General features: G+C 66.7%; 19 protein-coding genes. 13 read left to right on the forward strand and 6 right to left on the reverse strand.

The features are described from left to right. The first annotated feature begins 31 nt into the window (after positions 1–31). The 5 genes from alc (at position 32) to GQB03_RS07380 (ending at position 5282) form a co-directional block, all read left to right on the forward strand. Positions 32–1078: an allantoicase gene (gene alc, locus GQB03_RS07360; RefSeq protein WP_159686732.1), complete on the forward strand. Its 1047-nt coding sequence runs from the start codon at positions 32–34 to the stop codon at positions 1076–1078. A gap of 125 nt (positions 1079–1203) precedes the next feature. Next, complete coding sequence (locus GQB03_RS07365) at positions 1204–2643, forward strand: YfcC family protein (protein ID WP_200832137.1); 1440 nt, start codon at positions 1204–1206, stop codon at positions 2641–2643. A 136-nt stretch (positions 2644–2779) separates the two neighbouring features. After that, complete coding sequence (locus tag GQB03_RS07370; protein ID WP_159686735.1) at positions 2780–3307, forward strand: ureidoglycolate lyase; 528 nt, start codon at positions 2780–2782, stop codon at positions 3305–3307. 162 nt (positions 3308–3469) lie between these two features. Then, entirely contained in the window at positions 3470–4753 is a 1284-nt protein-coding gene (gene eno, locus GQB03_RS07375) for a phosphopyruvate hydratase (protein WP_159686738.1), read from the forward strand. A gap of 10 nt (positions 4754–4763) precedes the next feature. Next, entirely contained in the window at positions 4764–5282 is a 519-nt protein-coding gene (locus GQB03_RS07380; RefSeq protein WP_159686741.1) for an AmiS/UreI family transporter, read from the forward strand. A 37-nt stretch (positions 5283–5319) separates the two neighbouring features. Here GQB03_RS07380 and GQB03_RS07385 read toward each other — a convergent pair whose 3' ends face one another. Continuing rightward, on the reverse strand, positions 5320–6234 hold the full coding sequence (locus GQB03_RS07385) for a LysR family transcriptional regulator (RefSeq protein ID WP_159686744.1): 915 nt from the start codon (positions 6232–6234) through the stop codon (positions 5320–5322). Positions 6235–6377: 143 nt separating this feature from the next. On the opposite strand from GQB03_RS07385, the gene gcl reads away from it, so the two are divergent. From gcl to GQB03_RS07425, 8 genes are all read left to right on the forward strand, one after another. Beyond that, positions 6378–8153 (forward strand): glyoxylate carboligase, encoded by a 1776-nt coding sequence (gcl, locus tag GQB03_RS07390; protein WP_159686746.1) that lies wholly within the window; start codon positions 6378–6380, stop codon positions 8151–8153. A gap of 37 nt (positions 8154–8190) precedes the next feature. Further along, positions 8191–8970: a hydroxypyruvate isomerase gene (gene hyi, locus GQB03_RS07395; RefSeq protein WP_159686749.1), complete on the forward strand. Its 780-nt coding sequence runs from the start codon at positions 8191–8193 to the stop codon at positions 8968–8970. 56 nt (positions 8971–9026) lie between these two features. Next, on the forward strand, positions 9027–9911 hold the full coding sequence (locus GQB03_RS07400; RefSeq protein WP_159686752.1) for a 2-hydroxy-3-oxopropionate reductase: 885 nt from the start codon (positions 9027–9029) through the stop codon (positions 9909–9911). 51 nt (positions 9912–9962) lie between these two features. Further along, positions 9963–10385, forward strand: a complete 423-nt coding sequence (locus GQB03_RS07405) for a DUF3830 family protein (RefSeq protein ID WP_159686755.1) — start codon at positions 9963–9965, stop codon at positions 10383–10385. A 19-nt stretch (positions 10386–10404) separates the two neighbouring features. Then, positions 10405–11667, forward strand: a complete 1263-nt coding sequence (locus tag GQB03_RS07410) for a glycerate kinase type-2 family protein (RefSeq protein WP_159686758.1) — start codon at positions 10405–10407, stop codon at positions 11665–11667. Positions 11668–11697: 30 nt separating this feature from the next. Further along, positions 11698–12114 (forward strand): GlcG/HbpS family heme-binding protein, encoded by a 417-nt coding sequence (locus tag GQB03_RS07415; protein WP_159686761.1) that lies wholly within the window; start codon positions 11698–11700, stop codon positions 12112–12114. After that, the gene (gene pyk / locus GQB03_RS07420; RefSeq protein ID WP_159686764.1) at positions 12111–13535 is read left to right on the forward strand and encodes a pyruvate kinase; all 1425 of its coding nucleotides are present in this window, start codon (positions 12111–12113) and stop codon (positions 13533–13535) included. The genes GQB03_RS07415 and pyk overlap by 4 nt, the downstream gene beginning before the upstream one ends. A 309-nt stretch (positions 13536–13844) precedes the next feature. Beyond that, the gene (locus GQB03_RS07425; protein WP_159686767.1) at positions 13845–14834 is read left to right on the forward strand and encodes a hypothetical protein; all 990 of its coding nucleotides are present in this window, start codon (positions 13845–13847) and stop codon (positions 14832–14834) included. Positions 14835–14998: 164 nt separating this feature from the next. Here GQB03_RS07425 and GQB03_RS07430 read toward each other — a convergent pair whose 3' ends face one another. The 5 genes from GQB03_RS07430 to GQB03_RS07450 form a co-directional block, all read right to left on the reverse strand. Continuing rightward, entirely contained in the window at positions 14999–16378 is a 1380-nt protein-coding gene (locus GQB03_RS07430; RefSeq protein WP_159686770.1) for a sodium-dependent transporter, read from the reverse strand. Between the two features lie 126 nt (positions 16379–16504). Next, the gene (locus GQB03_RS07435; protein WP_159686773.1) at positions 16505–17554 is read right to left on the reverse strand and encodes a Glu/Leu/Phe/Val dehydrogenase dimerization domain-containing protein; all 1050 of its coding nucleotides are present in this window, start codon (positions 17552–17554) and stop codon (positions 16505–16507) included. A 95-nt stretch (positions 17555–17649) separates the two neighbouring features. Next, positions 17650–21231, reverse strand: coding sequence for an indolepyruvate ferredoxin oxidoreductase family protein (locus GQB03_RS07440; RefSeq protein WP_159686776.1), 3582 nt, complete (start codon positions 21229–21231; stop codon positions 17650–17652). A gap of 190 nt (positions 21232–21421) precedes the next feature. Then, complete coding sequence (locus GQB03_RS07445) at positions 21422–22321, reverse strand: hydroxymethylglutaryl-CoA lyase (protein WP_159686779.1); 900 nt, start codon at positions 22319–22321, stop codon at positions 21422–21424. Then, entirely contained in the window at positions 22318–24318 is a 2001-nt protein-coding gene (locus GQB03_RS07450) for an acetyl/propionyl/methylcrotonyl-CoA carboxylase subunit alpha (RefSeq protein WP_159686782.1), read from the reverse strand. The genes GQB03_RS07445 and GQB03_RS07450 overlap by 4 nt, the downstream gene beginning before the upstream one ends. Positions 24319–24325: the final 7 nt, after the last annotated feature.

The raw sequence follows: 24325 nt of genomic DNA on the forward strand, positions 1-24325 counted from the left end.
ACGCATACCAACCTTTTCCGGAGAACATCCAATGGCCAGCCACACCCCCGGCGCCCCCGTCTTCGCCCCGCCCGCAGAGCTGCCCGACTGGGCGCAGCGCTCGGTCGATCTCGCCAACCCGCGACTCGGCGCACGCGCCCTCTACGCCTCCGACGACTTCTTCGCCGAAGTCGGCCGCATGCTCAACCCCGAGCCCGCTCAGTTCGTCCCCGGCAAGTTCGACAACAACGGCAAGTGGATGGACGGCTGGGAGACCCGCCGCAAGCGCACCACCGGCCATGACTGGTGCTTCGTCAAGCTCGGCGTCAAGGGCCGCATCCGCGGATTCGATGTCGACACCAGCCACTTCGTCGGCAACTATCCGCCCGCCGTCTCGATCGAGGCCTGCGTGAGCGACAGCGACGAAGTCGAAGTGCTCAAGGCCGCCGCCTGGACCGAGGTCCTGCCCGCCACCGCGCTCGGACCGAGCAGCCACCACGTCCTCGAGTCGGTCAGCAACGCCGCCTGGACCCACCTGCGCGTGAACATCTTCCCCGACGGCGGCATCGCCCGGCTGCGTGTCTATGGTCAGCCCGTCGGCGCCCTCGAGGCGGCCTCGGCCGATCAGCTCGTCGATCTCGTCGCCATGGAAAACGGCGGCCGCCCGGTCTCATGGAACGACGCGAGCTTCGGCTCTTCGGTGACCAGCCTGCTGCTGCCCGGTCGCGGCACCAGCATGGGCGACGGCTGGGAGACCCGCCGCCGTCGCGAACCCGGCAATGACTGGTGCGTGCTCGAGCTCGGCGCCCCCGGCACGATCGAGAAGATCGAAGTCGACACCGCCTTCTTCAAGGGCAACTTCCCCGACCGCTGCTCGCTGCAGGCGGCCTTCGTCACCGGCGGTACCGACAGCTCCGCCACCACCCAGTCGATGTTCTGGCAGACCCTGCTGCCCGAGCAGAAGCTCGAGATGGATGCGCTGCATACCTACACCACCGAGATCGCGGCCCTCGGGCCCGTCACCCATGTCCGATTCAACATCTTCCCCGACGGCGGCGTCTCAAGACTGCGCCTGTGGGGCAGAGTGGCGAAGGGATAACGCACCATCCGCATCACCCGCCGGGGGCCGGCATCCTCCACGAGGAGCACCGGCCCATCCGACACGCGTCACACCAAGCAAGAATCGCCACCAGGCGACACAAAACCAGAAGAGGAGACACCGCAATGAACACCCAGGATTCAGCCCCCACCACCCGGCCCGAAACCCGACACCGTTTCGAGATGCCGCACATCTACGTGATCCTTTTCGTGTTCACGGCGATCGCCGCGATCCTCACCCATTTCGTTCCGGCGGGACTCTACGACCGCATTCCCGGACCGTCCGGGCGCACCACCATCGACCCCGACTCCTTCCGCGTCATCGACTCCAATCCGCTCGGGCTCGTCGACTTCATGCTGGCGATCCCCAAGGGCTTGCGCGAGGCCAGCATGGTGGTGTTCTTCACCTTCATCATCGGCGGCATGTTCATGGTGATCCGCCGCACCGGCGTCATCGAAGTCGCGGTCGACAAGCTCACCCGACGCTTCGCCGAGCGCAGCATTCTGGTGATCCCGGTGTTGATGATCGTCTTCGCGACCATCGCCACGCTGATCGGCACCCAGGAGCTGGCCTTGGTCTACGTGCCGGTCATCCTTCCTCTGATGATCGCGCTGCGCTTCGACTCGATCACCGCGGTCGCGGTCGCGCTGTGCGCCACCACCGCGGGTTTCACGTCCGGCGTGCTCAACCCGATCAATACCGGTCTCGGCCAGCAGCTGGCCGGCCTGCCGGTCTATTCCGGCCTCAACCTGCGGGCAGCACTGTTCGCCGCCATAACCCTTGCCGGGATCGCCTATGTGATGCGCTATGCGCTCAAGGTGCGCAACAGTCCGGAAACCGGCCTGATGCACGCGGACCCGAAGGAAATCGAAAAGCACCGCCTTTACCTGCATGCGGCCGATGAAGGCGCCCTGTCCTTCACCTCGCGCCAACGCTGGGCGGGTATCACGGCGCTGGCCTTCTTCGGCGTCCTGGTGTGGGGCGTGCTGAACCGCGGCTGGTTCATGATGGAAATGTCAGGCCTGTTCGTCGTCATGGGCGTTGTCGTCGGCCTCGTTGCCGGCCTCAGGACCAGCGAGATCTGCGAGGGTTTCAACGAGGGTTTTCGCGACGTGCTGGTCGGCGCGATGATCTGCGGCATCGCGCGCGCCGTCGCGGTAATGCTCGAGCAGGGTCAGATCATGGACACCATGGTGCACACCCTTGGCGAGCTGGTCAGCGAGGTGCCCTCGATGTTCTCGGCAATCGGCATGTTCATCGCCCAGCTCGGCTTCAACTTCGTGATTCCCTCCGGCAGCGGCCAGGCGCTGGTCACGATGCCGATCATGGCGCCGCTCTCCGACCTCATCGGCGTCACCCGCCAGACCTCGGTGCTCGCCTATCAGCTCGGCGACGGTCTGAGCAACATCCTCTATCCCACCTCCGGTTACTTCATGGCCACCCTGGCGCTCGCGGGCGTGGGTTGGGACAGGTGGGTGCGCTTCTTCGTGCCGCTGTTCGGCATCTGGATCGCGATCGCGACCGGTTTCCTGATTTTTGCCCAGGCAACCCAGTGGGTTGGCTGAACGAACGTGACCGGGCATGCCGGACGACCTGCGCGTAGCCTGCATGCCAGCGGGCCTCGCGCATCGGACACGCAACCCCATTTTTCGGCGAAGCCGCTACGACGTGGTGCGCCGACCGACCAAGGACCACACAGAGATGAACATTTCCGAGCTGACCCGCCCGCTGCTGCTGGCCGAACCACTCGAACACGCGCGTTTTGCGCCCTTCGGCCAGGTGATCGAGGCCAGCGCCACGGCTCGTCACTTCACCATCAACGCCGGCAACACCGAGCGCTATCACGATCTCGCCGACGTCGCCCCCGGCCCTGACGGACGGGCGATCATCTCGATCTTCCGCGGCCAGCCGCGCCGGCTGCCATTTACCGTGGAGATGCTGGAGCGCCATCCGCTCGGCTCGCAGGCGTTCATGCCGATCTCGGGCGGCCCCTACCTCGTGGTCGTGGCGCCGCCGTGCGACAGACCAGGCACCGAGGACATCCGGGTGTTCCTCGCACGTGGAGATCAGGGCGTCAACTACGCCCCTGGCGTATGGCACCACCCCTTGCTCGCCCTTGACGCGGTATCCGACTATATCGTCGTCGACCGCAGCGGGCCCGGCAGGAACTGCGACGAGATCGAGCTCGACGATCCGCTCGACATCGACATCCCCGCAGCACAGCGCTGATCCGGCCGCGTCGCCGGCGGCGCCCGGCCGGCCCCGTTGCAGACGGTACTTCGGGTATCGACAGAACCGACCCGGGTGGCTATTCAACAGGCGCCCGTGCTTCGCTACGCTGCTGCCCTGACCGGTCGCACCGGTAGTCCGAACACCCCGCATGGAAATCCTATGAACGAGATTACAAGCATCACGGGTCTGGAGATTCTCGACTCGCGCGGCAACCCTACGCTACAAGCCACTGTGACCCTTTCCTCCGGCCATCGCGGCCACGCCTCGGTCCCGTCCGGTGCTTCCACGGGCGCCCGCGAAGCGCTGGAACTGCGTGACGGGGACCCGTCGCGGTTCGGCGGCAAGGGGGTCCTGAAGGCCCTCGGGAACATCGAAGGGCCCATCGCACGTGCCCTCGCCGGCATGGATATCAGCGCACAGCAGGCGATCGACGCGCGTCTGTGCGAACTCGACGGCACGGACGACAAATCGCATCTCGGCGCGAACGCGATACTTGCGACCTCACTCGCCTGTGCGCATGCGTCGGCCGCGGCACGGAGCCAGTCGCTCTTTCGCAGCCTCGCGGTGGACGGCAGGACTGCGACGCTGCCGACACCGCTCATGAATGTGATCAATGGCGGCGCGCATGCGAACAACAGCCTCGACATCCAGGAATGCATGATCGTGCCGCTGGGTTTCGAGCGGTTCAGCGATGCCTTGCGGGCCGGCGTCGGCGTATTCCATGCGCTGCGCGGCCTGCTCGACAAGCACGGCTTTCCCACCTCGGTCGGTGACGAAGGCGGATTTGCGCCGAACGTGACGGGCACGCACCAGGCACTCGACCTGATCGTCGAGGCCATCGGCATGGCCGGCTACCGGCCCGGCGACGATGTAGCGCTGGCGCTCGACTGCGCCGCGTCCGAATTCCATCACGACGGCCTCTACCGGCTTGCAGGAGAAGGTCGCGAGCTATCCGCCGAGGCTTTCGCCGGCTATCTTGCGGATCTGGTCGACGGCTATCCGATCGTCAGCATCGAGGACGGCATGGCGGAAGACGACTGGGCCGGCTGGGCGCAGCTCACCGGGCGCCTGGGCCGCCGCATCCAGCTGGTCGGCGACGATCTGTTCGTGACCAATACCGCGATCCTTGCCAGCGGCATCGAGAACGGCATTGCCAATGCAATCCTGATCAAGCCGAACCAGATCGGCACGCTCAGCGAAACGCTGGACGCAATGCGCCTCGCGCGACAGCACGATTACGCCTCGATCGTCTCGCACCGCTCCGGCGAGACCGGCGACACCACGATTGCCGACCTCGCCGTCGCCACCGCCTGCGGCCAGATCAAGACCGGCTCGGCAAGCCGCTCGGACAGGGTGGAGAAATACAACCGCCTGCTCGCCATCGAGCGCGAACTCGGCCCGGCCGCGCGCTTTGCCGGTGCGCAGGCATTCCGTCACGCGTGAGGCATCCGCCATGCTGCTCGGTCTGTCGCTTCTCTACGTCGGCGCGGTGCTGATCCTCAACGGGCTGTGGATGCTCGGGCGGATCGGCGAGCGCGAGATCATGGTGATCAACGTGTTCACCGGCATGCTCACCCTGCTGGTGTCGCTGCGCATGGCGCTCGGCGAAGGCGCCGACGCAGCCTCCATCAAGGCCGGCGCATTCTCCCTGCTGTTCTCGCTGACCTACCTGTGGGTGGCCTGCAACCGCCTGAGCGGTGCGGACGGGCGCGGACTCGGCTGGTTCAGCCTGTTCGTCTCGCTCACCGCGATACCGATATCGTTCGACATGCTCAGCACCGCCACCGCCTCCGCGGGCGAGCGCTGGCTCGGCGCATCGTGGGCGGCCTGGGCGGTCCTCTGGCTGCTCTTTTTCATGCTCCTCGCGCTGCGCAAACCGCTCCAGCGCTTGACCGCATGGACCGCCATCGGCCAGGGCATCGCCACCGGCTGGATTCCCGGCTTCCTGATCCTCACCGGCCGGCTCAGCTGAAGCGGCCGCGCCAGGATTCGCCCGGCACCACCGGCACTCAGTCCCGCCCGCGCTCCCAGTAGCCGGGCTCGTTGTAGATGCCCTTCAGGTAATCGACGAAATGGCGGACCTTGGCCGGCAGATAGCGCTGCTGCGGATAGACCGCCTGGATGTCGTAGCTGGAGACCGCAAAATCGTCCAGCACCGTCACCAGCTCGCCGCGCTTGAGCTCGGCCTGGATCTCCCAGGTCGAGCGCCAGCCAACGCCGAGGCCAAGCTTCACCCAGTCGTACAGCAGCTCTCCATCGTTGCAGTCGAGGTCGCCGTCGACCCGCACCGCGAAGGGCTTCCCGTCGCGGCTGAATGTCCACCCGCGCTGCTGGCCGCCCTGCAGGTTGAAGGCCAGGCAATTGTGGGTGGCGAGATCCTCGGGAATCCGCGGCACCCCCATCCGCTCGAAGTAACCGGGGGTGCCGCACACCACCCGCCGGTTCGGATAGAGGCGCACCGGCACGTAGTTCGGATCGGTGACGTCGCCGATGCGGATCGCCATGTCGTAACCCTCGCGCACCAGGTCGACCACGCTGTCGGTGAAGTTGAAGGACACCTTCAGCGCCGGGTACTGCGCCTTGAAGGCCGGCGCGTGGGGGCCGACATGACGTCGGCCGAATGCCGCCGGCGCCGACACCACCAGATGCCCGCGCACAGTGCTGCGCTCGGCGCTGATGCTGCTCTCGGCCTCGTCGAAATCACGCAGCAGCTGACGGCACTGTTCGACGAACTGCTCACCGAGATCGGTGAGGACCAGGCCGCGTGTGGAACGATGCATGAGCCGCACGCCGACGCGGCGCTCGAGCGCATCGAGCCTGCGCCCCATCACCACCGGGGTGACGCCCTCGACCACCGCGGCGGCGGCAAAGCTGCCCTTCTCGGCAACGAGGACAAAGCTGCGGATTTCGGTATAGCGATCCATAAGCGGGAGCGGTCGATTGCCGCCTCACGATTCGATACCTGGAGTATCGACAGAAACGAGCCCCGCTGCAATTCCTCGATCGTCCGATCGCCCCTATTCTTGCCCCAACAACCCGCAGGCATTCGAGAAAAGGAGACAGCACCATGGCCCGCATGAGAGCAATAGATGCAGCAGCAGCGGTGATGCGCAAGGAAGGCGTGAGCACCGTGTTCGGCATTCCCGGCGCAGCGATCAACCCGCTTTACTCGGCGATGAAGAAAAACGGTGGTTTCAACCACGTGCTCGCCCGCCACGTCGAGGGCGCCTCGCACATGGCCGAGGGTTTCACCCGCGCCCGCGCCGGAAACATCGGCGTGTGCATCGGCACCTCCGGACCGGCCGGCACCGACATGATCACCGGTCTCTACTCCGCCTCGGCGGATTCGATCCCGATCCTCTGCATCACCGGCCAGGCGCCGCGCGCCCGGCTCTACAAGGAAGACTTCCAGGCGGTCGATATCGAGTCGATCGCCAAGCCGGTGACCAAGTGGGCGGTGACCGTGCGCGAACCCGCGCAGGTGCCGCGGGCCTTCCAGCAGGCCTTCCATCTGATGCGCTCGGCGCGTCCCGGCCCGGTGCTGATCGACCTGCCCTTCGACGTGCAGATGGCCGAGATCGAGTTCGACATCGAGACCTACGAACCGCTGCCGGTCTACAAGCCCGCAGCCACCCGCGCCCAGGCCGAAAAAGCGATCGCCATGCTCAACGCCGCCGAGCGTCCGCTCATCGTCTCCGGTGGCGGCGTGATCAATGCCGACGCTTCGGCCCGCCTGCAGGAATTCGCCGAACTCACCGGCGTGCCGGTGATCCCGACCCTGATGGGCTGGGGATCGATTCCCGACGACCACCCGCTGATGGCCGGCATGGTGGGCCTCCAGACCGCGCACCGCTACGGCAATGCCACGATGCTCGCATCGGACTTCGTGATCGGCATCGGCAACCGCTGGGCCAACCGCCACACCGGCTCGATCGAGGTCTACACCGAGGGCCGCACCTTCGTGCATATCGACATCGAACCGACCCAGATCGGCCGCGTTTTCGGACCCGACCTCGGCATCGTCTCCGACGCCGGCGCCGCGCTCGACCGCCTCATCGAGGTGGCCCGCGAGATGAAGGCCGCGGGCAAGCTGCGCGACCGCAGCGCCTGGGTTTCGCAATGCCGCGAGCGCAAGCGTACGATGTTGCGCAAGACCAACTTCGACGATGTGCCGATGAAGCCGCAGCGGGTCTATCAGTGCATGAACAACGCGTTCGGCAAGGACACCTGCTACGTGAGCACGATCGGCCTCTCGCAGATCGCCGCGGCGCAGTTCCTGCATGTGTACAAGGAGCGTCACTGGATCAACTGCGGTCAGGCCGGCCCGCTCGGCTGGACCATTCCCGCTGCGCTGGGCGTGGTCGCCGCCGACCCCGAGCGCAAGGTGGTGGCGCTGTCGGGCGACTACGACTTCCAGTTCATGATCGAGGAGCTCGCCGTCGGTGCGCAGTTCAAGCTGCCCTACCTGCACATCGTGGTGAATAACGCCTACCTCGGCCTGATCCGCCAGTCGCAGCGCGGCTTCGACATGGACTACTGCGTGCAGCTCGCCTTCGACAACGTCAATGCCGCCGAGCTCGAAGGCTACGGGGTGGACCATGTCGCCGTGGTAGAAGGCCTCGGCTGCAAGGCGATCCGCGTGCGCCGCCAGGAGGAAATCGCCCCGGCGATCGAGCAGGCGCGCAAGTGGATGGATGAATTCCGCGTGCCGGTGGTGGTCGAGATCATCCTCGAGCGCGTCACCAACATCGCGATGGGTACCGAGATCAACGCGATCAATGAATTCGAGGCGCTCGCCGAAGGTCGCGAGGACGCGCCTACCGCAGTGGGCCTGCTCGACTGAGCCCGCTCCCACAAACCGATTCGATGGAGAAATGACAATGCCCAGATTTGCCGCCAACCTGACCATGCTGTTCAACGAGCTGCCCTTCATGGAGCGCTTCGAAGCCGCCGCCGAGGCTGGCTTCAAGGGGGTCGAATATCTCTTCCCCTACGCCTTCGACAAGAACGCGCTCGCCGAACGTCTCGACAGGCACGGCCTCACCCAGGTCCTGCACAACCTGCCGGCCGGCAACTGGGAAGGCGGCGAGCGCGGCATTGCATGCCATCCCGACCGCATCGGCGAGTTCCAGGACGGTGTCGGGCGCGCCATCGAGTACGCCAGCGCGCTCGGCTGCCGCCAGGTGAACTGCCTCGCCGGCATCGCCCCCGCCGGTGTTGCCGAGGACACGGTGCGCGCCACCTTCATCGACAACCTCGCGTTTGCCGCCGGCAAGCTCAAGGAAGCCGGCATCCGGCTGCTGGTCGAGCCGATCAACACCTACGACATCCCGGGCTTCTATCTCAGCCGCACCGCGCAGGCGATCGACATCATCGATGCGGTCGGCTCCGACAACCTGTTCGTGCAGTACGACATCTACCATGCCCAGCGCATGGAGGGCGAACTCGCCAACACCATCGTCAAGTACCTGCCGCGCATCGCCCACATGCAGCTCGCCGACAACCCGGGCCGCAACGAACCGGGCACCGGCGAGATCAACTTCGCCTGGCTGTTCAGGCACATCGACAAGACCGGCTACGACGGCTGGATCGGCTGCGAATACAAGCCGGCCGCCGGCACCCGCGAAGGGCTCGGCTGGATCGAGGCGCTCAGCGCCTGACACACCCCCAATCCCCACAGAATTCAACCCGGATACGGAACAAAGGAGATAACAACATGGCCAACATCGGTTTCATCGGACTCGGCATCATGGGCGCGCCCATGGCGGTCAACCTGATCAAGGGCGGCCACACCCTGTATGCCTACACCCGCGGCGAGACGCCGAAGAGCGTTACCGAAGCCGGCGCCAGGGTGTGCGCGGACAGTGCCGAGGTCGCGCGCCAGGCCGACATCATCATCACCATGGTGCCCGACACGCCGCATGTCGAAGACGCACTGTTCGGCGAGAACGGCGTTGCCGCCGGTCTCTCGAAGGGCAAGATCGTGGTCGACATGAGCTCGATCTCGCCGGTCGCCACCAAGGACTTCGCCAAGCGCATCAACGCGCTCGGCTGCGAATACCTCGATGCGCCGGTCTCCGGCGGCGAGGTCGGCGCCAAGGCCGCCAGCCTGACCATCATGGTCGGCGGCAGCACCACCGCGTTCGAAACCGTCAAGCCGCTGTTCGAGCTGATGGGCAAGAACATCACCCTGGTGGGCGGCAACGGCGATGGCCAGATCACCAAGGTGGCCAACCAGATCATCGTCGCACTGACCATCGAGGCGGTCGGCGAAGCACTGGTGCTCGCCGCCAAGGCCGGCGCCGATCCCGCCAAGGTGCGCCAGGCGCTGATGGGCGGCTTCGCCAATTCGCGCATCCTCGAGGTTCACGGCGAGCGCATGGTCAAGCGCACCTTCGACCCGGGCTTCCGCATCGAGCTGCACCAGAAGGACCTCAACCTCGCGCTCACCACCGGCCGCCAGCTCGGCGTGTCGCTGCCCAATACCGCCACGGCCCAGGAGCTGTTCAACGCCTGTACCGCACACGGCGGCGCCGGCTGGGACCACTCCGCGATGGTGCGGGCGCTCGAAAAGATGGCCAACTTCGAGATCGGTCGCTGAGAGAGAAATGATGTCGGGCCGCACCCGGCCCGACGTGACAAGGAGATCCGAATGCGCCATCTCGCCATAGACGTCGCCTCGCTGCGCTTCGTCGCCCGTCTCGAAGAAGAGGCCGCGCCGCGAACCTGTGCCGCTTTCCTCAAGCTGCTGCCCTTCGCCAACCAGGTCATCCATTCGCGCTGGAGCGGCGAGGCGGTGTGGGTGCCGCTCGGCGACTTCGACACTGGCCTCGGTTTCGAGAACCACACCAACCATCCCTCGCGCGGCGACGTGCTGCTCTACCCGGGCGGCTTCTCCGAGACGGAAATCCTGTTTGCCTACGGCAGTAGCCAGTTCGCCAGCAAGATGGGCCAGCTCGCCGGCAATCATTTCCTGACCGTGGTCGAGGGTGGCGAGCAGCTCATGGACATGGGCCGCCTGGTGCTGTGGAAGGGTGCCCAGCCGATTCGCTTCACCGATCTCGGTGAGCGCTGACAACCAATTGGATCCAACCATGACGAGTACCCCGCGCCATCTGCTCGAACGCATGTTCACCGCCGCGGTGAATGCGGCCCAGCCAGGCCACTGCATCCCGCGATTCCTGCCCCCGCCCCCCACCGGCCGGACCATCGTGATCGGCGCCGGCAAGGCCTCGGCCGCCATGGCCCAGGCGCTGGAGCGCAACTGGCCCGGCGAACTCTCCGGGCTGGTGGTAACGCGCTATGGCTACGCGGTGCCATGCGAGCGCATCGAAATCGTCGAAGCCGCCCACCCGGTGCCGGATGCCGCCGGCCGGGAGGCTGCCGCACGCCTGCTCGAAGTGGTCCGCGGACTCAGCGCCGACGACCTGGTGATCTGCCTGATCTCGGGCGGCGGCTCCTCGCTGCTGCCGCTGCCCGGCGAGGGCGTGAGCCTCGAGGACAAGCAGGCCATCAACCGGGCGCTGCTCAAGTCCGGCGCGACCATCTCCGAGATGAACTGCGTGCGCCGGCATCTCTCCGCCATCAAGGGCGGGCGGCTCGCCGCAGCCTGCCATCCTGCGCGCGTGGTGAACCTGCTGATTTCCGACGTGCCGGGCGATAACCCGATCGATATTGCCTCCGGCCCCACGGTCGGCGACCCGACCACCTGCGCCGACGCGCTGGAGATCGTGCGCCGCTTCCAGATCGAGCTGCCCGCCGGCGCGCGCAAGCTGCTCGAGTCGGGCGCCGGCGAGACCATCAAACCCGGCGATCCGCGGCTCGCACGGGTCGACACCCGACTCATCGCCACCCCGCAGATGGCGCTCGAAGCCGCTGCCAAGGTCGCCGCGCTGGCAGGCTTCACGCCGGTACTGCTGGGCGACAGCATCGAAGGCGAAGCGAGTGACGTCGGCAAGGTCATGGCCGGCATCGCGCGGCAGGTCGGGACGCATCGCCAGCCGGTGGCGCCGCCCTGCGTGCTGCTGTCCGGCGGCGAAACCACCGTCACGGTGAAGGGCAACGGCCGCGGCGGCCGCAACGTGGAGTTCCTGCTTTCGCTGGCCGTGGCGCTCGACGGCATGCCCAACATACATGCCGTGGCGGGCGACACCGATGGCGTCGATGGCCAGGAGGAGATCGCCGGCGCCTTCGTTTCGCCGGACACCCTCGCACGCGCCTGGGCTCAGGGCATCCGGCCTCGCGACAGCCTCGAGAACAACGATGGCCATGGCTTCTTCGAAGCCCTCGGCGACAGCCTGATCACCGGCCCGACACTCACCAACGTGAATGATTTCCGCGCCATCCTGATCAGCTGAACAAAACGCACAACCATTAAGGAGACACCCTTGAGAACGATCAACTCGCTCACCCTGGACGACGCCAGGCACATCGCGGCCGGCGCCGAAGCCGAAGCGCTCGCCAACGGCTGGACGGTCAGCATCGCGGTATGCGACGGCGGCGGTCACGCGCTGTGGCTGCAACGCATGGATGGCGCACCGCTGATGAGTGCCCAGGTGGCACCCGAGAAGGCCCGCGCCTGCGTGCTCAGCGGCAAGCCCAGCAAGATCTTCGAGGACATGGTGAACAACGGCCGCTATGCCGCCCTGGCAATGCCGATCGTCCCGCTCGAAGGTGGCGAACCAATCATCACGGATGGCGTGGTGATCGGTGCAATCGGGGTCTCCGGCGTCAAGGCCGGCGAGGACGCGCAGGTTGCGCGCGCCGGCATCACCCGGCTCCTGAACGCCCGGGAGGCCGCATGAAACGCGATCGCCGTTCCCGCATTCTCGCCACGCTGGGCCCATCCAGCTCGTCGATCGAACGCATCCGCGAGTTGGTCCAAGCTGGTGCCGACGTTTTCCGTCTCAATTTCAGCCACGGCAGCCACACCGATCATGCCGAGCGCTACGCACAGATCCGCGAAGTCGAACGCGAGACCGGGCGCCCGATCGGCATCCTCATGGACCTGCAAGGCCCCAAGCTGCGGGTCGGCCGCATTGCCGGAGGCAGGACCACACTTACCGCCGGCGCGCGCTTCCGCCTCGATCTCGATCCGGCCGAAGGCGACGCCACCCGTGCCAACCTGCCGCACCCGGAAATCTTCGCCGCGCTCGAAGCCGGCACCGATCTGCTGCTCGATGACGGCAAGCTGCGCCTGCGGGTCGACAGCTTCGGTCCCGATCATGCCGAAACCACGGTGATGGTCGGCGGCGTGCTGTCCGACCGCAAGGGGGTGAACGTGCCCGGCGTGATCCTGCCGATCTCGCCGCTCACCGCGAAGGACCTCGCCGACCTCGCCTTCGGACTCGAGCTGGGTGTGGATTGGGTGGCGCTGTCGTTCGTGCAGCGTCCGGAAGACATCCGCGAGGCACGCGAGATCATCGGCGACCGGGCATGGATCATGGCCAAGCTCGAGAAGCCCTCGGCGATCGAGCACCTCGAGGCGATCGTCACCCAGGCCGATGGCGTGATGGTGGCGCGCGGCGACCTCGGCGTCGAGTTGCCGCCCCAGCAGGTGCCGATCCTGCAGCGACGCATCGTGCGCACCGCGCGCGCCGCCGGGCGACCGGTGGTGATCGCCACCCAGATGCTCGAATCGATGATCACCTCACCGGTACCGACCCGTGCCGAAGCCTCCGACGTCGCCACCGCGATCTACGAGGGCGCCGACGCGGTCATGCTCTCGGCCGAATCCGCCTCCGGCCAGTACCCGGTCGAAGCGGTAAGCATCATGAACAGCATCATCGGCGAGGTCGAACGGGACCCGATCTGGCGCAGCGGGCTCGAAGCCAGCCACACGCCCGCCGAAGCCACCACGCCCGATGCGATCTGCTGCGCCCTGCGTCGCGTCGCGGGCCTGCTCGAACCGGCCGCCATCGCCGCCTTCACCACCTCGGGCTTCAGCGCCCTGCGGGCCAGCCGCGAGCGTCCGGTGCCGCCCATCCTCGCGCTCACGCCGCTGCAGTCCACTGCCCGCCGGCTCGCGCTGGCATGGGGCGTGCACCCGATACCGTTCGAACGCATCCAGGACATCAACGAGATGGTCTCCCATGCCACCGACGCGGCGGTCGCAAACCGGTTCGCCGCTGCCGGCGACACGGTTCTCATCATCGCCGGCATGCCCTTCGGCGAGACCGGCAGCACTAACCTGCTGCACGTCGGACGGGTGCCGCCGACAGCCTGACCCGCCGCGACCGACTGCAATCTTTTCACCTCGTCGATTCAGCCATATGGAATCATGGGTGCCGCGCCGCCCCGGTCTGCCGCCCGTCGTCCCGTCGGCACGGCAGGCTCGCGGTGCGCGGAGATCCCGCAGTTCCACGGACTCGAACGAGGTGGCAGGATGGCATCGGGGAGTGCAGCGACAGCGGCCGGGACACGATCCTGCCCCGGATGCGGAAACGTTTCACTGGCGGGCAGGGCGAACTGCCAATGGTGCGGCCTCGTTTTCGGAGACCGCATCGCCGCGGAGGACTGGCGCCTGACCACCCGCGTGCCGCGACGAGCCCGCGTCGCGGTCATCTGTGCCTATCTGATCGTGGCCGCAGCGCTCCTGGGCGCCCATCCCGTGGCCAAGGCGTCGACCGCGTCGCTGATCGGCGCAGCGGCAGGCATCGCACTGGCGATGCTGCTGGTCCATATCGCAGCCACGATATCCGGGAGAGCGGCCCGGGAAGCAATGGCCCGCAGGCAGCAGTTCGCCGACCGTCACCACGCCGGAGAACTCGACTGCCCGGACGGTTTCGCCCTCTATCTCAGGCCTTTCAGCCTCGACGGCCGGGCGGTACAAGCGCGTTGGCAGGGCCCCCTGGCGATGGTCGTTTACGTCGGCTTCATCGGCATGGTGCTGACCCACCCCCTCGTCGGGATCGTGCTGTATCTCATGTCGGCCCTCGGTAGCGGGGCTCGCCGTGAACTCGAGGAAGATCTTGCCAACGCGCTGGCAACCCACGTGCCACTTTTCGCGTTGGGCAATGAGCCGTCGGTCGGGGCGATGAAGCTCGGCACACCGGATTCGGAATGGCTGGCGCGCTTCAGGGAGCTTGCAGGCAGGGCGCGCGCGATCATCATGGTCCCCGGTGCATCGGAAGGGTCGCTGCTGGAGATCGGCGAGATGCAGCGCTTCGGCTGGCTGAACAAGACGCTCGTGATCTGTCCGGCAGCCCTCATCGCCCCCGACGATCCGGCCTCGAAGAGCGGCAACCCGTTCCCCTCGCCCGCTACCCGCGCCAACGCGAAGGCCCATTGGGAAAAAACGTCGGCCGCGATCTCGGCGCGCTACTCGCTCAACCTGCCCGACTATTCGCCCGGCTGCGTCTTCGCGATCGACTCGACGGGCGGATTCGAACGGATCGCCCGCGTCCGGGGCCTGAGCACACATGACGGCGCGGCCGCCGCCCTGGCAGCACTGACGGCCCGCCGGCAAAGAGAAGTGCGCCACGGCACCAACGCGCCACGGGATAGCGACGAGGACATCGGTTGAGCGTGATCGAGGGTCGGGCTCCAGCGGGAAATCGATCCCCGACCCGCGTGCCTTCGAACGACCATCTCGACAACGCACCGTGTCGGCGTCATCCGGGCATCTCGTGAAAAAGGGCGCCGACCCTTGTGGATCGGCGCCCGGTCACAGTACCTGCTAAAACACGCTCAGAGGCTGCTGATGAAAACGATCAGCACGCCGATCGGGGCAACGAAGCGCGAGACGAGGTTCCAGATCATCGTCCCGGTTTCGCCGAGACCGAGCTCCTTGCGCACGCTCTCGCGGTCGAGACACCAGGCAACGAAGACGATCGCGCCGAGGCCGGTGAGCGGCAGCAGGAACTTGCTGGTGAGCTTGTCGAGCAGGTCGAAGATGTTGTTGCCGAGGATGCTCACATCGCTCCACACGTTGAAGGACAGCAGCGCAGCGATGCCGAGCGCCCAGATGGCGATGCCGGCGACGACGGTGGACGCGACACGGCTCAACGGAGTGCGTTCTTCCACAAACTCCACCACCGGAGCGAGCAGCGAGATCGACGAGGTCAGCGCGGCGAAGATCAGCAGCGCAAAGAACATCACACCGAGGATCATCCCGCCCGAGATGCTGCCGAAGGCCAGCGGCAGGGTGACGAACACCAGGCCCGGACCCGCGGCCGGATCGAGGCCGTTGGCAAACACGATCGGGAAGATCGCGAGGCCGGCGCCCAGCGCGATCACGGTGTCGGCGATCGCCACGGTACGGGCGGCCTGCAGCAGGTTCACGTCCTGACCGAGGTAGGAGCCGTAGGCCATCATCACGCCCATGCCCAGCGAGAGGGTGAAGAAGGCGTGGCCGAGTGCGGCCAGCACCACGGTGCTGTTGAGCTTGCTCCAGTCAGGCTTGAAGAGGTACTCGGCGGCGGCGCCGAAACCACCGGTGGTCACGCCGTAGCCGACCATGATCACCAGCAGCACGCCGAGCGCCGGCATGAGCAGCTTGGATGCGCGCTCGATCCCGCTCGAGACGCCCATCGCCACCACGCCGACGGTCAGGACCATGAACACCGTGTGCCAAGCCACCAGCGTCGCGGGGCTGGCGAGCATGCCGTTGAACAGCGCGCCTGCGGCATCCTTGTCCATGCCGTTGAAGGTGCCACCGGCCGCGTCGGCCAGATAGGACAGCGCCCAGCCGCCGATCACGCTATAGAAGGAAAGGATCAGGAAGGCCGCGAGCGTGCCGCTGATGCCGATCGTGACCCAGGCCTTGCTGCGATTGTTCTTGCGGGCGAGATCCGCCATCGTGTTGATCGGGTTCTTCTGGCCGCGACGCCCGAGCAGCCACTCGGCGACGATGATCGGCAAACCGATCAGCGCGATGCACACCAGGTAGACGGCAACGAAGGCGGCGCCGCCGCTCTGCCCCACCATGTACGGAAACTTCCAGATGTTGCCGAGACCGACCGCCGAGCCGACTGCAGCGATGAGAAAGCCCATCCGCGACGACCAGGCGCCGTGGATCTTGCCTGCAATGCCCGGCGAGCCGCTGGCCGCAAGGGTGGAACCTTTCATGTGTCTATCCTCCTGATGTGGCGGTTCTCGGCCTGTCGCGATCTTGCGGGCAGCACCGGCGCCGATTTGTAATGGGTGATGCAGGCGCACGGAGGCTTGTCGCAACCGTGCGCCACCTGCTCGGAATCAGCGCTTGAAGCGCTCCTCGGCGATCACGTCGGCCACTTCTCCGGTGGGACGGCCTTCGACACGGGCACGCTCGAAGATCTCCATGAGGTTGTCGTAGATCTGCTCCACGTGGCGGGTGACTTCCTCATGCTTGAAGCCGGTACGTTCATGATAGACGTCGATGATGCCACCGGCGTTGATCACATAGTCGGGTGCATAGAGGATGCCGCGATCCATCAGCGCGGTGCCGTGACGCGGCTCGGCGAGCTGGTTGTTGGCGGCACCGGCGATGACCTGCGCCTTGATCTGCGGAATGGTCTTGTCGTTGAGGATGGCACCCATCGCGCACGGTGCGAAAACGTCCACGTCGAGCCCGAAGATCGCCTCGGAGCCGACCACGGTGGCGCCCAGTTCCTGCTGCGCGCGGTCGAGCTGTTCCTGGTGGATGTCGCTCACCCACAGGCTGGCGCCGGCGGCCTTGAGCTGGCGCGCAAGATCGAAACCGACATTGCCGATACCCTGCACCGCTACCCGCAGGCCGTCCAGCGAATCACGGCCGAGCTTCTCCTTCACCGCGGCACGGATGCCGACGAAGGTGCCGTAGGCGGTGGCCGGCGAGGGATCACCGCTGCGCTTGCCGTCCTTGGTGGCCTTGTCCTTCACGCCCGACACGTACGGGGTGAACTCGGCCATGTACTTCATGTCGGCCACGCTGGTGCCGGAATCCTCTGCCGCGATGTAGCGGCCCTTGAGGTTGTCCACCGCCCGCGCCAGTGCCTCGAGCAGTTGCGGCGTCTTCTGGGTGCGCGGGTTGCCGATCACCACCGACTTGCCACCGCCGAGCTTGAGGTTGGCCATCGCCGACTTGTAGGTCATGCCGCGCGACAGGCGCAGCACGTCGCGGATCGCCTCTTCCTCGCTGGCGTAGGGCCACATGCGGCAGCCGCCGAGGGCCGGGCCGAGGTTGGAGTTATGAACCGCGATGATGGCCTTGAGGCCGCTCTTGTCGTCGCTGCAGAACACGACCTGTTCGTGGTCGGCGAAATCGCTCAGTGAAAAAACGCTCATGCTGCTGTCTCCTTCATGGGTCTTGGAAGATGCCGCGGCCCGCCGCGCGCCGCTTGTGGCGGCGCCGGAAGGTCGCGGCAATTTGGTATTCCGGCTCAGCCGGGGATTACGGCAATTGTCTTGCGCGGCGTGCTGCGCGCCGGGTCGGCGGCCGCATGCTTGTTGCGGAAGGCCTCGAGCAGCACCGCCTCGCGCTTCTTCGCCTGGGCGTGATAACGCTCGCGCACATGGCCGAAGCCACGCACCTGCTCGGGCAGCGAGGCCAGTTCCACCGCGGTTTCGTGGTTGGACAGCTCCAGCGCTCCGAGAATTTCATCGATGTTGCGCTCGTAGTCGGCGATCAACGCACGGTCGAGCTTGCGATCGGCACTGCGCGCAAAGGGATCGAGCGCACCGCCACGCAGCCCCTTGAAGCGGGTCAGCAGGCGCATTGCCTTGAGCATCCACGGGCCGTACTTCTTCTTCTGCAGTTCGCCGGTGGCCGGATCGCGATCGGCGAGGCTCGGCGGCGCAAGATGGAAGACCAGCTTGTAGTCACCCTCGAACTGCTCGTCGACTCGCTTGAGGAAGTCGCTGTCGGTGTACAGCCGCGCCACCTCGTATTCGTCCTTGTAGGCCAGCAGCTTGTGATAGCCGCGCGCCACCGCCTCGGTCAGCAGGGTGATGCCCGGCGCCACGCGCGCCTCGGCGGCCCGCACCCTTGCGACCAGCGTCGTGTAGCGCTTCGCGTAGGCAGCGTCCTGGTAGTCGGTGAGCTGCGCTTCGCGCCGCGCGATCACCTCGTCCAGGCTTACCGACAGGCGATGATGCTCGGGCTCGGCGCGCTTGGGCGTCGCCGCCTCGGCAACCGCAACCGGATTGACCGCCGCACGCCGGCCCCACAGGAAGGCCGCCTTGTTGGCTTCGATCGCGGTGCCGTTGATCTCGATCGCCTTGATCAGGGCTTCGCGGGACAGCGGCACCAGGCCTTTCTGCCAGGCGTAGCCGAGCATGAACAGGTTGGTGGCGATGGCATCGCCGAGCAGCGCGGTGGCAACCCGCGTGGCGTCGAGGAACTCGGCATTCTGGCTGCCCACCGCGTCGATGATCTGCTGCTCCATCGGGCTGGCCGGGAACTGCGGATCCGGGTTGGCGCCGACGTTGCCGCTGCGTGCCTGGGCGGCAAAGCCGCGCACGAACTCGCTGGTCATGGTCTCTGCGCTGTTGACCACCACCTGGGTGTGGTCGTGGCGCATCTTGGCAAGCGATTCGTCGCCGGCCGCGACCACCAGGTCGCAACCGATCACCGCGTTGGCTTCACCGGCGGCGACCCGCGCCGCATGGATCTGCTCGGGACGGTCGGCGATGCGCACATGCGACCACACCGCGCCACCCTTCTGCGCCAGGCCGGCCATGTCGAGGATCGACACGCCCTTGCCCTCGAGGTGGGCCGCCATGCCGAGCAAGGCACCGATGGTGACCACGCCGGTACCGCCGACACCGGTGATGAGGATGCCCCACGGCGCAGCCGTGCCCGGCAACTTCGGTTCGGGCAGCTCGCCAAAGGCATCGGCCGGCGCACCGGCGGCCTTGCCCTTGCGCAGCTTGCCACCTTCGATGGTGACGAAGCTCGGGCAGAAGCCCTTCACGCAGGAGTAGTCCTTGTTGCACGAGCTCTGGTCGATGGTGCGCTTGCGGCCGAATTCGGTCTCCACCGAGGCCACCGACATGCAGTTGGACTTGTTGCTGCAATCGCCGCAACCCTCGCACACCAGGTCGTTGATGACCACGCGGGTGGCGGGATCGGGGAACTTGCCGCGCTTGCGCCGGCGGCGCTTCTCGGCGGCGCAGGTCTGGTCGTAGATCAGCGCGGTCACGCCCGGCACTTCGCGCAGCTCGCGCTGCACCGCGTCGAGCTCGTCGCGGTGGCGGATCGGCACGCCGTGCGGCAGGTCGGACGGGCCGTAGGCGCGCGGGGTGCCGTCGTTCACCACGACGATGTTGTGGATGCCCTCGGCCGCCAGCTGCGCGGCGATGATCGGTACCGACAGGGTGCCGTCGTGGGGCTGGCCACCGGTCATCGCGACCGCGTCGTTGTAGAGGATCTTGTAGGTGATGTTTACCTTCGCCGCCACCGCTGCACGGATGGCGAGAATGCCGGAGTGCATGTAGGTGCCGTCGCCGAGGTTGGCGAAGACATGCTTGGTCGCGGTGAACGGTGCCTGACCGACCCAGGGCACGCCTTCGCCGCCCATCTGGCAGAAGGTCTGGGTGGACTCGGGCGACAGCCAGGTGGCCATGTAATGGCAGCCGATGCCGGCGATCGCGCGGGAGCCTTCCGGCACCTTGGTCGAGGTGTTGTGCGGGCAGCCCGAGCAGTAGTGCGGCACGCGGGCGATCGACAGGCGCGGCTTGGCCAGCGCGGCTTCCTTGCTCTCGAGGAAGGCCATGCGGGCCTTGATGCGGTCCGAGGTGTGGAAGCGGGCGATGCGCGCGGCGATCACCCGGGCGATCATCGCCGGGGTAAGCTCGCCCGCAGCGGGCAGCAGCCAGTCGCTGTGCGGCAGCGACCATTCGCCGGTCTCGTCGAACTTGCCGATGACGCGCGGACGCACGTTCTCGTTCCAGTTGTAGAGCTCTTCCTTGAGCTGGTATTCGAGGAACTGGCGCTTCTCCTCGATCACCAGGATCTCCTCGAGGCCATCGGCGAACTCGCGCACGCCCTCGGCTTCGAGCGGCCACACCATGCCGACCTTGTAGAGACGGATGCCGATCGAGGCGGCCAGTGCGTCATCGATGCCAAGGTCTTCGAGCGCCTGACGCACGTCGAGATAGCTCTTGCCGCTGGTGATGATGCCGAGCTTGGCATTGGGGCTGTCGATGACCGTCTTGTTCAGCTTGTTGGCACGGCAATAGGCCAGCGCGGCGTAGAGCTTGTGGTGCAGCAGGCGCTTTTCCTGCACCAGCGGAGGATCCGGCCAGCGCAGGTTGAGGCCATCGGCCGGCAGCGGGAAATCGGTCGGGATGACGGTCTTGACTGCGAACGGGTCGACGTCCACCGAGGCGGAGGTCTCGACCGTGTCGGTGAGCGCCTTGAAGGCCACCCAGCAACCCGAGTAGCGCGACATCGCGAAGCCGTGCAGGCCGTATTCGAGGTAGTCCTGGATGCCCGCCGGCGAGAGCACCGGCATCATCAGCGACTTGAAGACATGCTCGGTCTGGTGCGGCAGCGTGGACGACTTGGCGGCATGGTCGTCGCCCGCGATCACCAGCACGCCACCATGCTTCGAGGTGCCCGCGGCGTTGGCATGGCGGAACACGTCGCCGGTGCGGTCGACGCCCGGACCCTTGCCGTACCAGATCGAGAACACGCCGTCGTAGAGTGCGTTGGGATCGAGATTGACCTGCTGGGTGCCCCACACCGAGGTGGCGGCGAGGTCTTCGTTGAGACCCGGCTGGAAGCGGATCTGGTGCGGCTCGAGGAATTTCTTTGCCTTCCAGAATTCCTGGTCGACGTTGCCGAGCGGCGAACCGCGGTAGCCGGTGACGAAGCCGGCGGTGTTGAGACCGGCGGCCGCATCGCGCATGCGCTGCATGATCGGCAGGCGAACCAGCGCCTGGATGCCGGTCATGTAGGCCCGGCCGGTTTCAAGGGTGTACTTGTCTGCGAGGCTGACTGCGAGAAGGGACTTTGCCATGGGTCTGGTAAAGCGCCGCAAGCCCTCCGGAATCACGCTTTTGGCGCTGCCGGCTGGACCCTGCGACCTTGTCTCCTGTGAGTTGTAGGTTTTTGCGCTCCGGGTTACGGAACGACGAGGTGAATGCTATCTGCTCTCCGTGGAATATATTTTTCTAATGCATGGATAAAATCGACGATTAAGAAAAAATCTACCGCGCGGAACGTGCCCGGGTCACCCGCGAGCCCGGCGCACGGCCCAGCCGCTCGCTGATCCACAGGCTGCAGGCCACCAGCGCATCGAGATCGATGCCGGTCTCGATGCCCATGCCGTGCATCAGGTACACCACTTCCTCGGTGGCAACGTTGCCGGACGCGCCCTTGGCGTAGGGACAGCCGCCGAGCCCCGACACCGAGGCATCGAACACCGCCACGCCCGCCTCCAGCGAGGCAGCGATGTTGGCGATTGCCATGCCGTAGGTATCGTGATAGTGCCCGGCCAGGCGCTCGACCGGCACCTGCGCGGCCACCGCCTCGAGCATCCTGCGGGTCTTGCCCGGCGTACCGGTGCCGATGGTGTCGCCCAGGCTGATCTCGTAGCAGCCCATGCGGGCGAGCGTGGCCGCCACGTCGGCCACCGCCTGCGGCGCGATCTCCCCCTCGTAGGGGCAGCCGAGCACGCACGACACGTAACCGCGGACCCGGACGCCGGCCGCACGCGCCGCCGCCATCACCGGCTCGAAGCGCAACAGGGATTCGGCGATCGAGCAGTTGATGTTCTTGCGGCTGAACGATTCCGAGGCGGCGGCAAACACCGCCACCTCCTGCGCGCCGGCCGCCAGCGCCGCCTCGAAGCCCTTGAGGTTGGGCGTCAGCACCGGGTAGGCGACACCGGGCAGGCGCTCGATGCGCGCCATGACCTCGGCCGCGTCGCCCATCTGCGGCACCCACTTGGGCGAGACGAAGGAGGTCGCCTCGATCGCCTTCAGCCCGGCCTTGCCGAGCCGTGCGATGAGCTCGACCTTGGTATCGGTGTCGACCAGCTGCTTCTCGTTCTGTAGCCCGTCGCGCGGGCCGACCTCGACGATCCGCACCTTTGCGGGCAGGCTCATTTTGCGACCTCGAAATCCACCAGCTCGGCACCGTCGCCCACCTGGTCACCCACCGCGAAGCGGAAGGCCTTGACCGTGCCGGGGCCCGGCGCGGTGATGGTGTGCTCCATCTTCATCGCCTCGAGGATCAGCAGCGGCGCGCCCTTCTCCACCGTGGCGCCTTCGGCGGCGATCAGGGCGATCACCTTGCCCGGCATCGGCGCCAGCAGGCCACCCTCCGCACCGCCACCCTCGCCGGCGTGATAGAGCGGATCGACGTTGGCGAGCTGCCAGGCGCGTCCCTGTGCAAACACGTGGCGCTTCTCTGCCGCGGCAATCACCGTGGCGTCCATGCGGGTACCGTCCAGCTCGACCCGCATCAGGCCGCGCGGATTGAGCTCGCCGCGTGCCTCGACCGAGCGACCGTCGACCGTCAGCGTGTAGCCGTCGGCCCGGTAGGCCACGTTCACCGTCTTCTGCACCTCGCCGAGGCGGAAGATCAGCCCGCGGTGCGCGGTGGCATTGACCCGCCAGCCGTCGCGGGCGTGCCACGGCGACTTCGGATCGCGACCGCGCGCGGCCTTGTCCTCGGCACGGTTGGTCTCGCGCAGCAGCTCGGCCAGCGCGGCGATCAGCCAGACCTCGGCCGGCGCCTCCTTGCCCTCCGGGAAGAGGTAGGCCTTTTCGCGCTCGATCAGTCCGGTATCGAGATCCGCCGTGGCGAAGGCCGGGCAGGCGGTGAGGCGGGACAGGAACTCGATGTTGTTCGACACGCCGACCACGCGGTACTCGGCCAGCGCCTGCAGCATGCGCGCCAGCGCGCGGTCGCGGTTCTGGTCCCAGACGATGAGCTTGGCGATCATCGGATCGTAGTGGGGGCTGATCTCGTCGCCCTCCTCCACGCCGGTATCGACACGCACATGCAGCCCTTCGCCCGGCGGCGAGAGGTGCACCAGCTTGCCGATGGAAGGCAGGAAACCCTTGTCCGGGTCTTCCGCGTAGATCCGCGCCTCCAGCGCATGGCCGCGGATCTGCAGCTGCTCCTGGGCCAGCGGCAGCGGCTCGCCCGCGGCGACGCGCAGCTGCCATTCCACCAGGTCGAGGCCGGTGATCATCTCGGTCACCGGGTGCTCCACCTGCAGGCGGGTGTTCATCTCCATGAAGTAGAAGGAACCGTCCTGGTTGGCAATGAACTCCACCGTGCCGGCACCCACATAGCCCACCGCCTTGGCGGCATCCACCGCCGCTTTGCCCATCGCCGCACGACGCTCCAGCGTCATGCCCGGCGCGGGCGCTTCTTCGAGCACCTTCTGGTGGCGGCGCTGCACCGAGCAGTCGCGCTCGAACAGGTACACGCAGTTGCCCTGGGTGTCGCCGAACACCTGGATCTCGATGTGGCGCGGCCGGGTGATGTACTTCTCGATCAGCACATGGTCGTCGCCGAAGCTGGAGATCGCCTCGCGCTTGCACGAAGCCAGCATCTCGATGAAATCCGCAGATTTCTCGACCAGCCGCATGCCCTTGCCGCCACCGCCAGCCGCGGCCTTGATGAGCACCGGGTAGCCGATGCCGTCGGCCTGCTGGTGCAGGTAGGCCGGGTCCTGGTCGTCGCCATGATAGCCCGGGGTCAGCGGCACGCCGGCGGCGCCCATGATCTTCTTGGCCTCTGACTTGGAGCCCATGGCGTGGATGGCCGAGACCGGCGGGCCGATGAAGACGATGCCGGCCTCGTCACAGGCGTGGCAGAAGGCCTCGTTCTCGGACAGGAAGCCGTAGCCCGGGTGGATGGCCTGGGCGCCGGTCTGCTTCGCCGCGGCGATGATCCGCTCGATCACCAGGTAGCTTTCCTTGACCGAAGCGGGGCCGATCAGCACCGCCTCGTCGGCCATGCGCACATGGCGCGCGCTGGCGTCGGCCTCCGAATAGACCGCCACCGTGCGGATGCCCATGCGGCGGGCCGTCTTGATGACGCGGCAGGCGATCTCGCCCCTGTTCGCGATCAGAATTTTTTCAAACATGTTCGTG

Source organism: Cognatazoarcus halotolerans (assembly GCF_009800965.1).
Taxonomy (GTDB): domain Bacteria; phylum Pseudomonadota; class Gammaproteobacteria; order Burkholderiales; family Rhodocyclaceae; genus Cognatazoarcus; species Cognatazoarcus halotolerans.

Bases quoted from the DNA above. Each gene is read 5' to 3' on its own strand.
- alc (WP_159686732.1), top strand. From the start codon at position 32: ATGGCCAGCCACACCCCCGGCGCCCCCGTCTTCGCCCCGCCCGCAGAG.
- GQB03_RS07365 (WP_200832137.1), top strand. From the start codon at position 1,204: ATGAACACCCAGGATTCAGCCCCCACCACCCGGCCCGAAACCCGACAC.
- GQB03_RS07370 (WP_159686735.1), top strand. From the start codon at position 2,780: ATGAACATTTCCGAGCTGACCCGCCCGCTGCTGCTGGCCGAACCACTC.
- eno (WP_159686738.1), top strand. From the start codon at position 3,470: ATGAACGAGATTACAAGCATCACGGGTCTGGAGATTCTCGACTCGCGC.
- GQB03_RS07380 (WP_159686741.1), top strand. From the start codon at position 4,764: ATGCTGCTCGGTCTGTCGCTTCTCTACGTCGGCGCGGTGCTGATCCTC.
- GQB03_RS07385 (WP_159686744.1), bottom strand. From the start codon at position 6,234: ATGGATCGCTATACCGAAATCCGCAGCTTTGTCCTCGTTGCCGAGAAG.
- gcl (WP_159686746.1), top strand. From the start codon at position 6,378: ATGGCCCGCATGAGAGCAATAGATGCAGCAGCAGCGGTGATGCGCAAG.
- hyi (WP_159686749.1), top strand. From the start codon at position 8,191: ATGCCCAGATTTGCCGCCAACCTGACCATGCTGTTCAACGAGCTGCCC.
- GQB03_RS07400 (WP_159686752.1), top strand. From the start codon at position 9,027: ATGGCCAACATCGGTTTCATCGGACTCGGCATCATGGGCGCGCCCATG.
- GQB03_RS07405 (WP_159686755.1), top strand. From the start codon at position 9,963: ATGCGCCATCTCGCCATAGACGTCGCCTCGCTGCGCTTCGTCGCCCGT.
- GQB03_RS07410 (WP_159686758.1), top strand. From the start codon at position 10,405: ATGACGAGTACCCCGCGCCATCTGCTCGAACGCATGTTCACCGCCGCG.
- pyk (WP_159686764.1), top strand. From the start codon at position 12,111: ATGAAACGCGATCGCCGTTCCCGCATTCTCGCCACGCTGGGCCCATCC.
- GQB03_RS07430 (WP_159686770.1), bottom strand. From the start codon at position 16,378: ATGAAAGGTTCCACCCTTGCGGCCAGCGGCTCGCCGGGCATTGCAGGC.
- GQB03_RS07435 (WP_159686773.1), bottom strand. From the start codon at position 17,554: ATGAGCGTTTTTTCACTGAGCGATTTCGCCGACCACGAACAGGTCGTG.
- GQB03_RS07440 (WP_159686776.1), bottom strand. From the start codon at position 21,231: ATGGCAAAGTCCCTTCTCGCAGTCAGCCTCGCAGACAAGTACACCCTT.
- GQB03_RS07445 (WP_159686779.1), bottom strand. From the start codon at position 22,321: ATGAGCCTGCCCGCAAAGGTGCGGATCGTCGAGGTCGGCCCGCGCGAC.
- GQB03_RS07450 (WP_159686782.1), bottom strand. From the start codon at position 24,318: ATGTTTGAAAAAATTCTGATCGCGAACAGGGGCGAGATCGCCTGCCGC.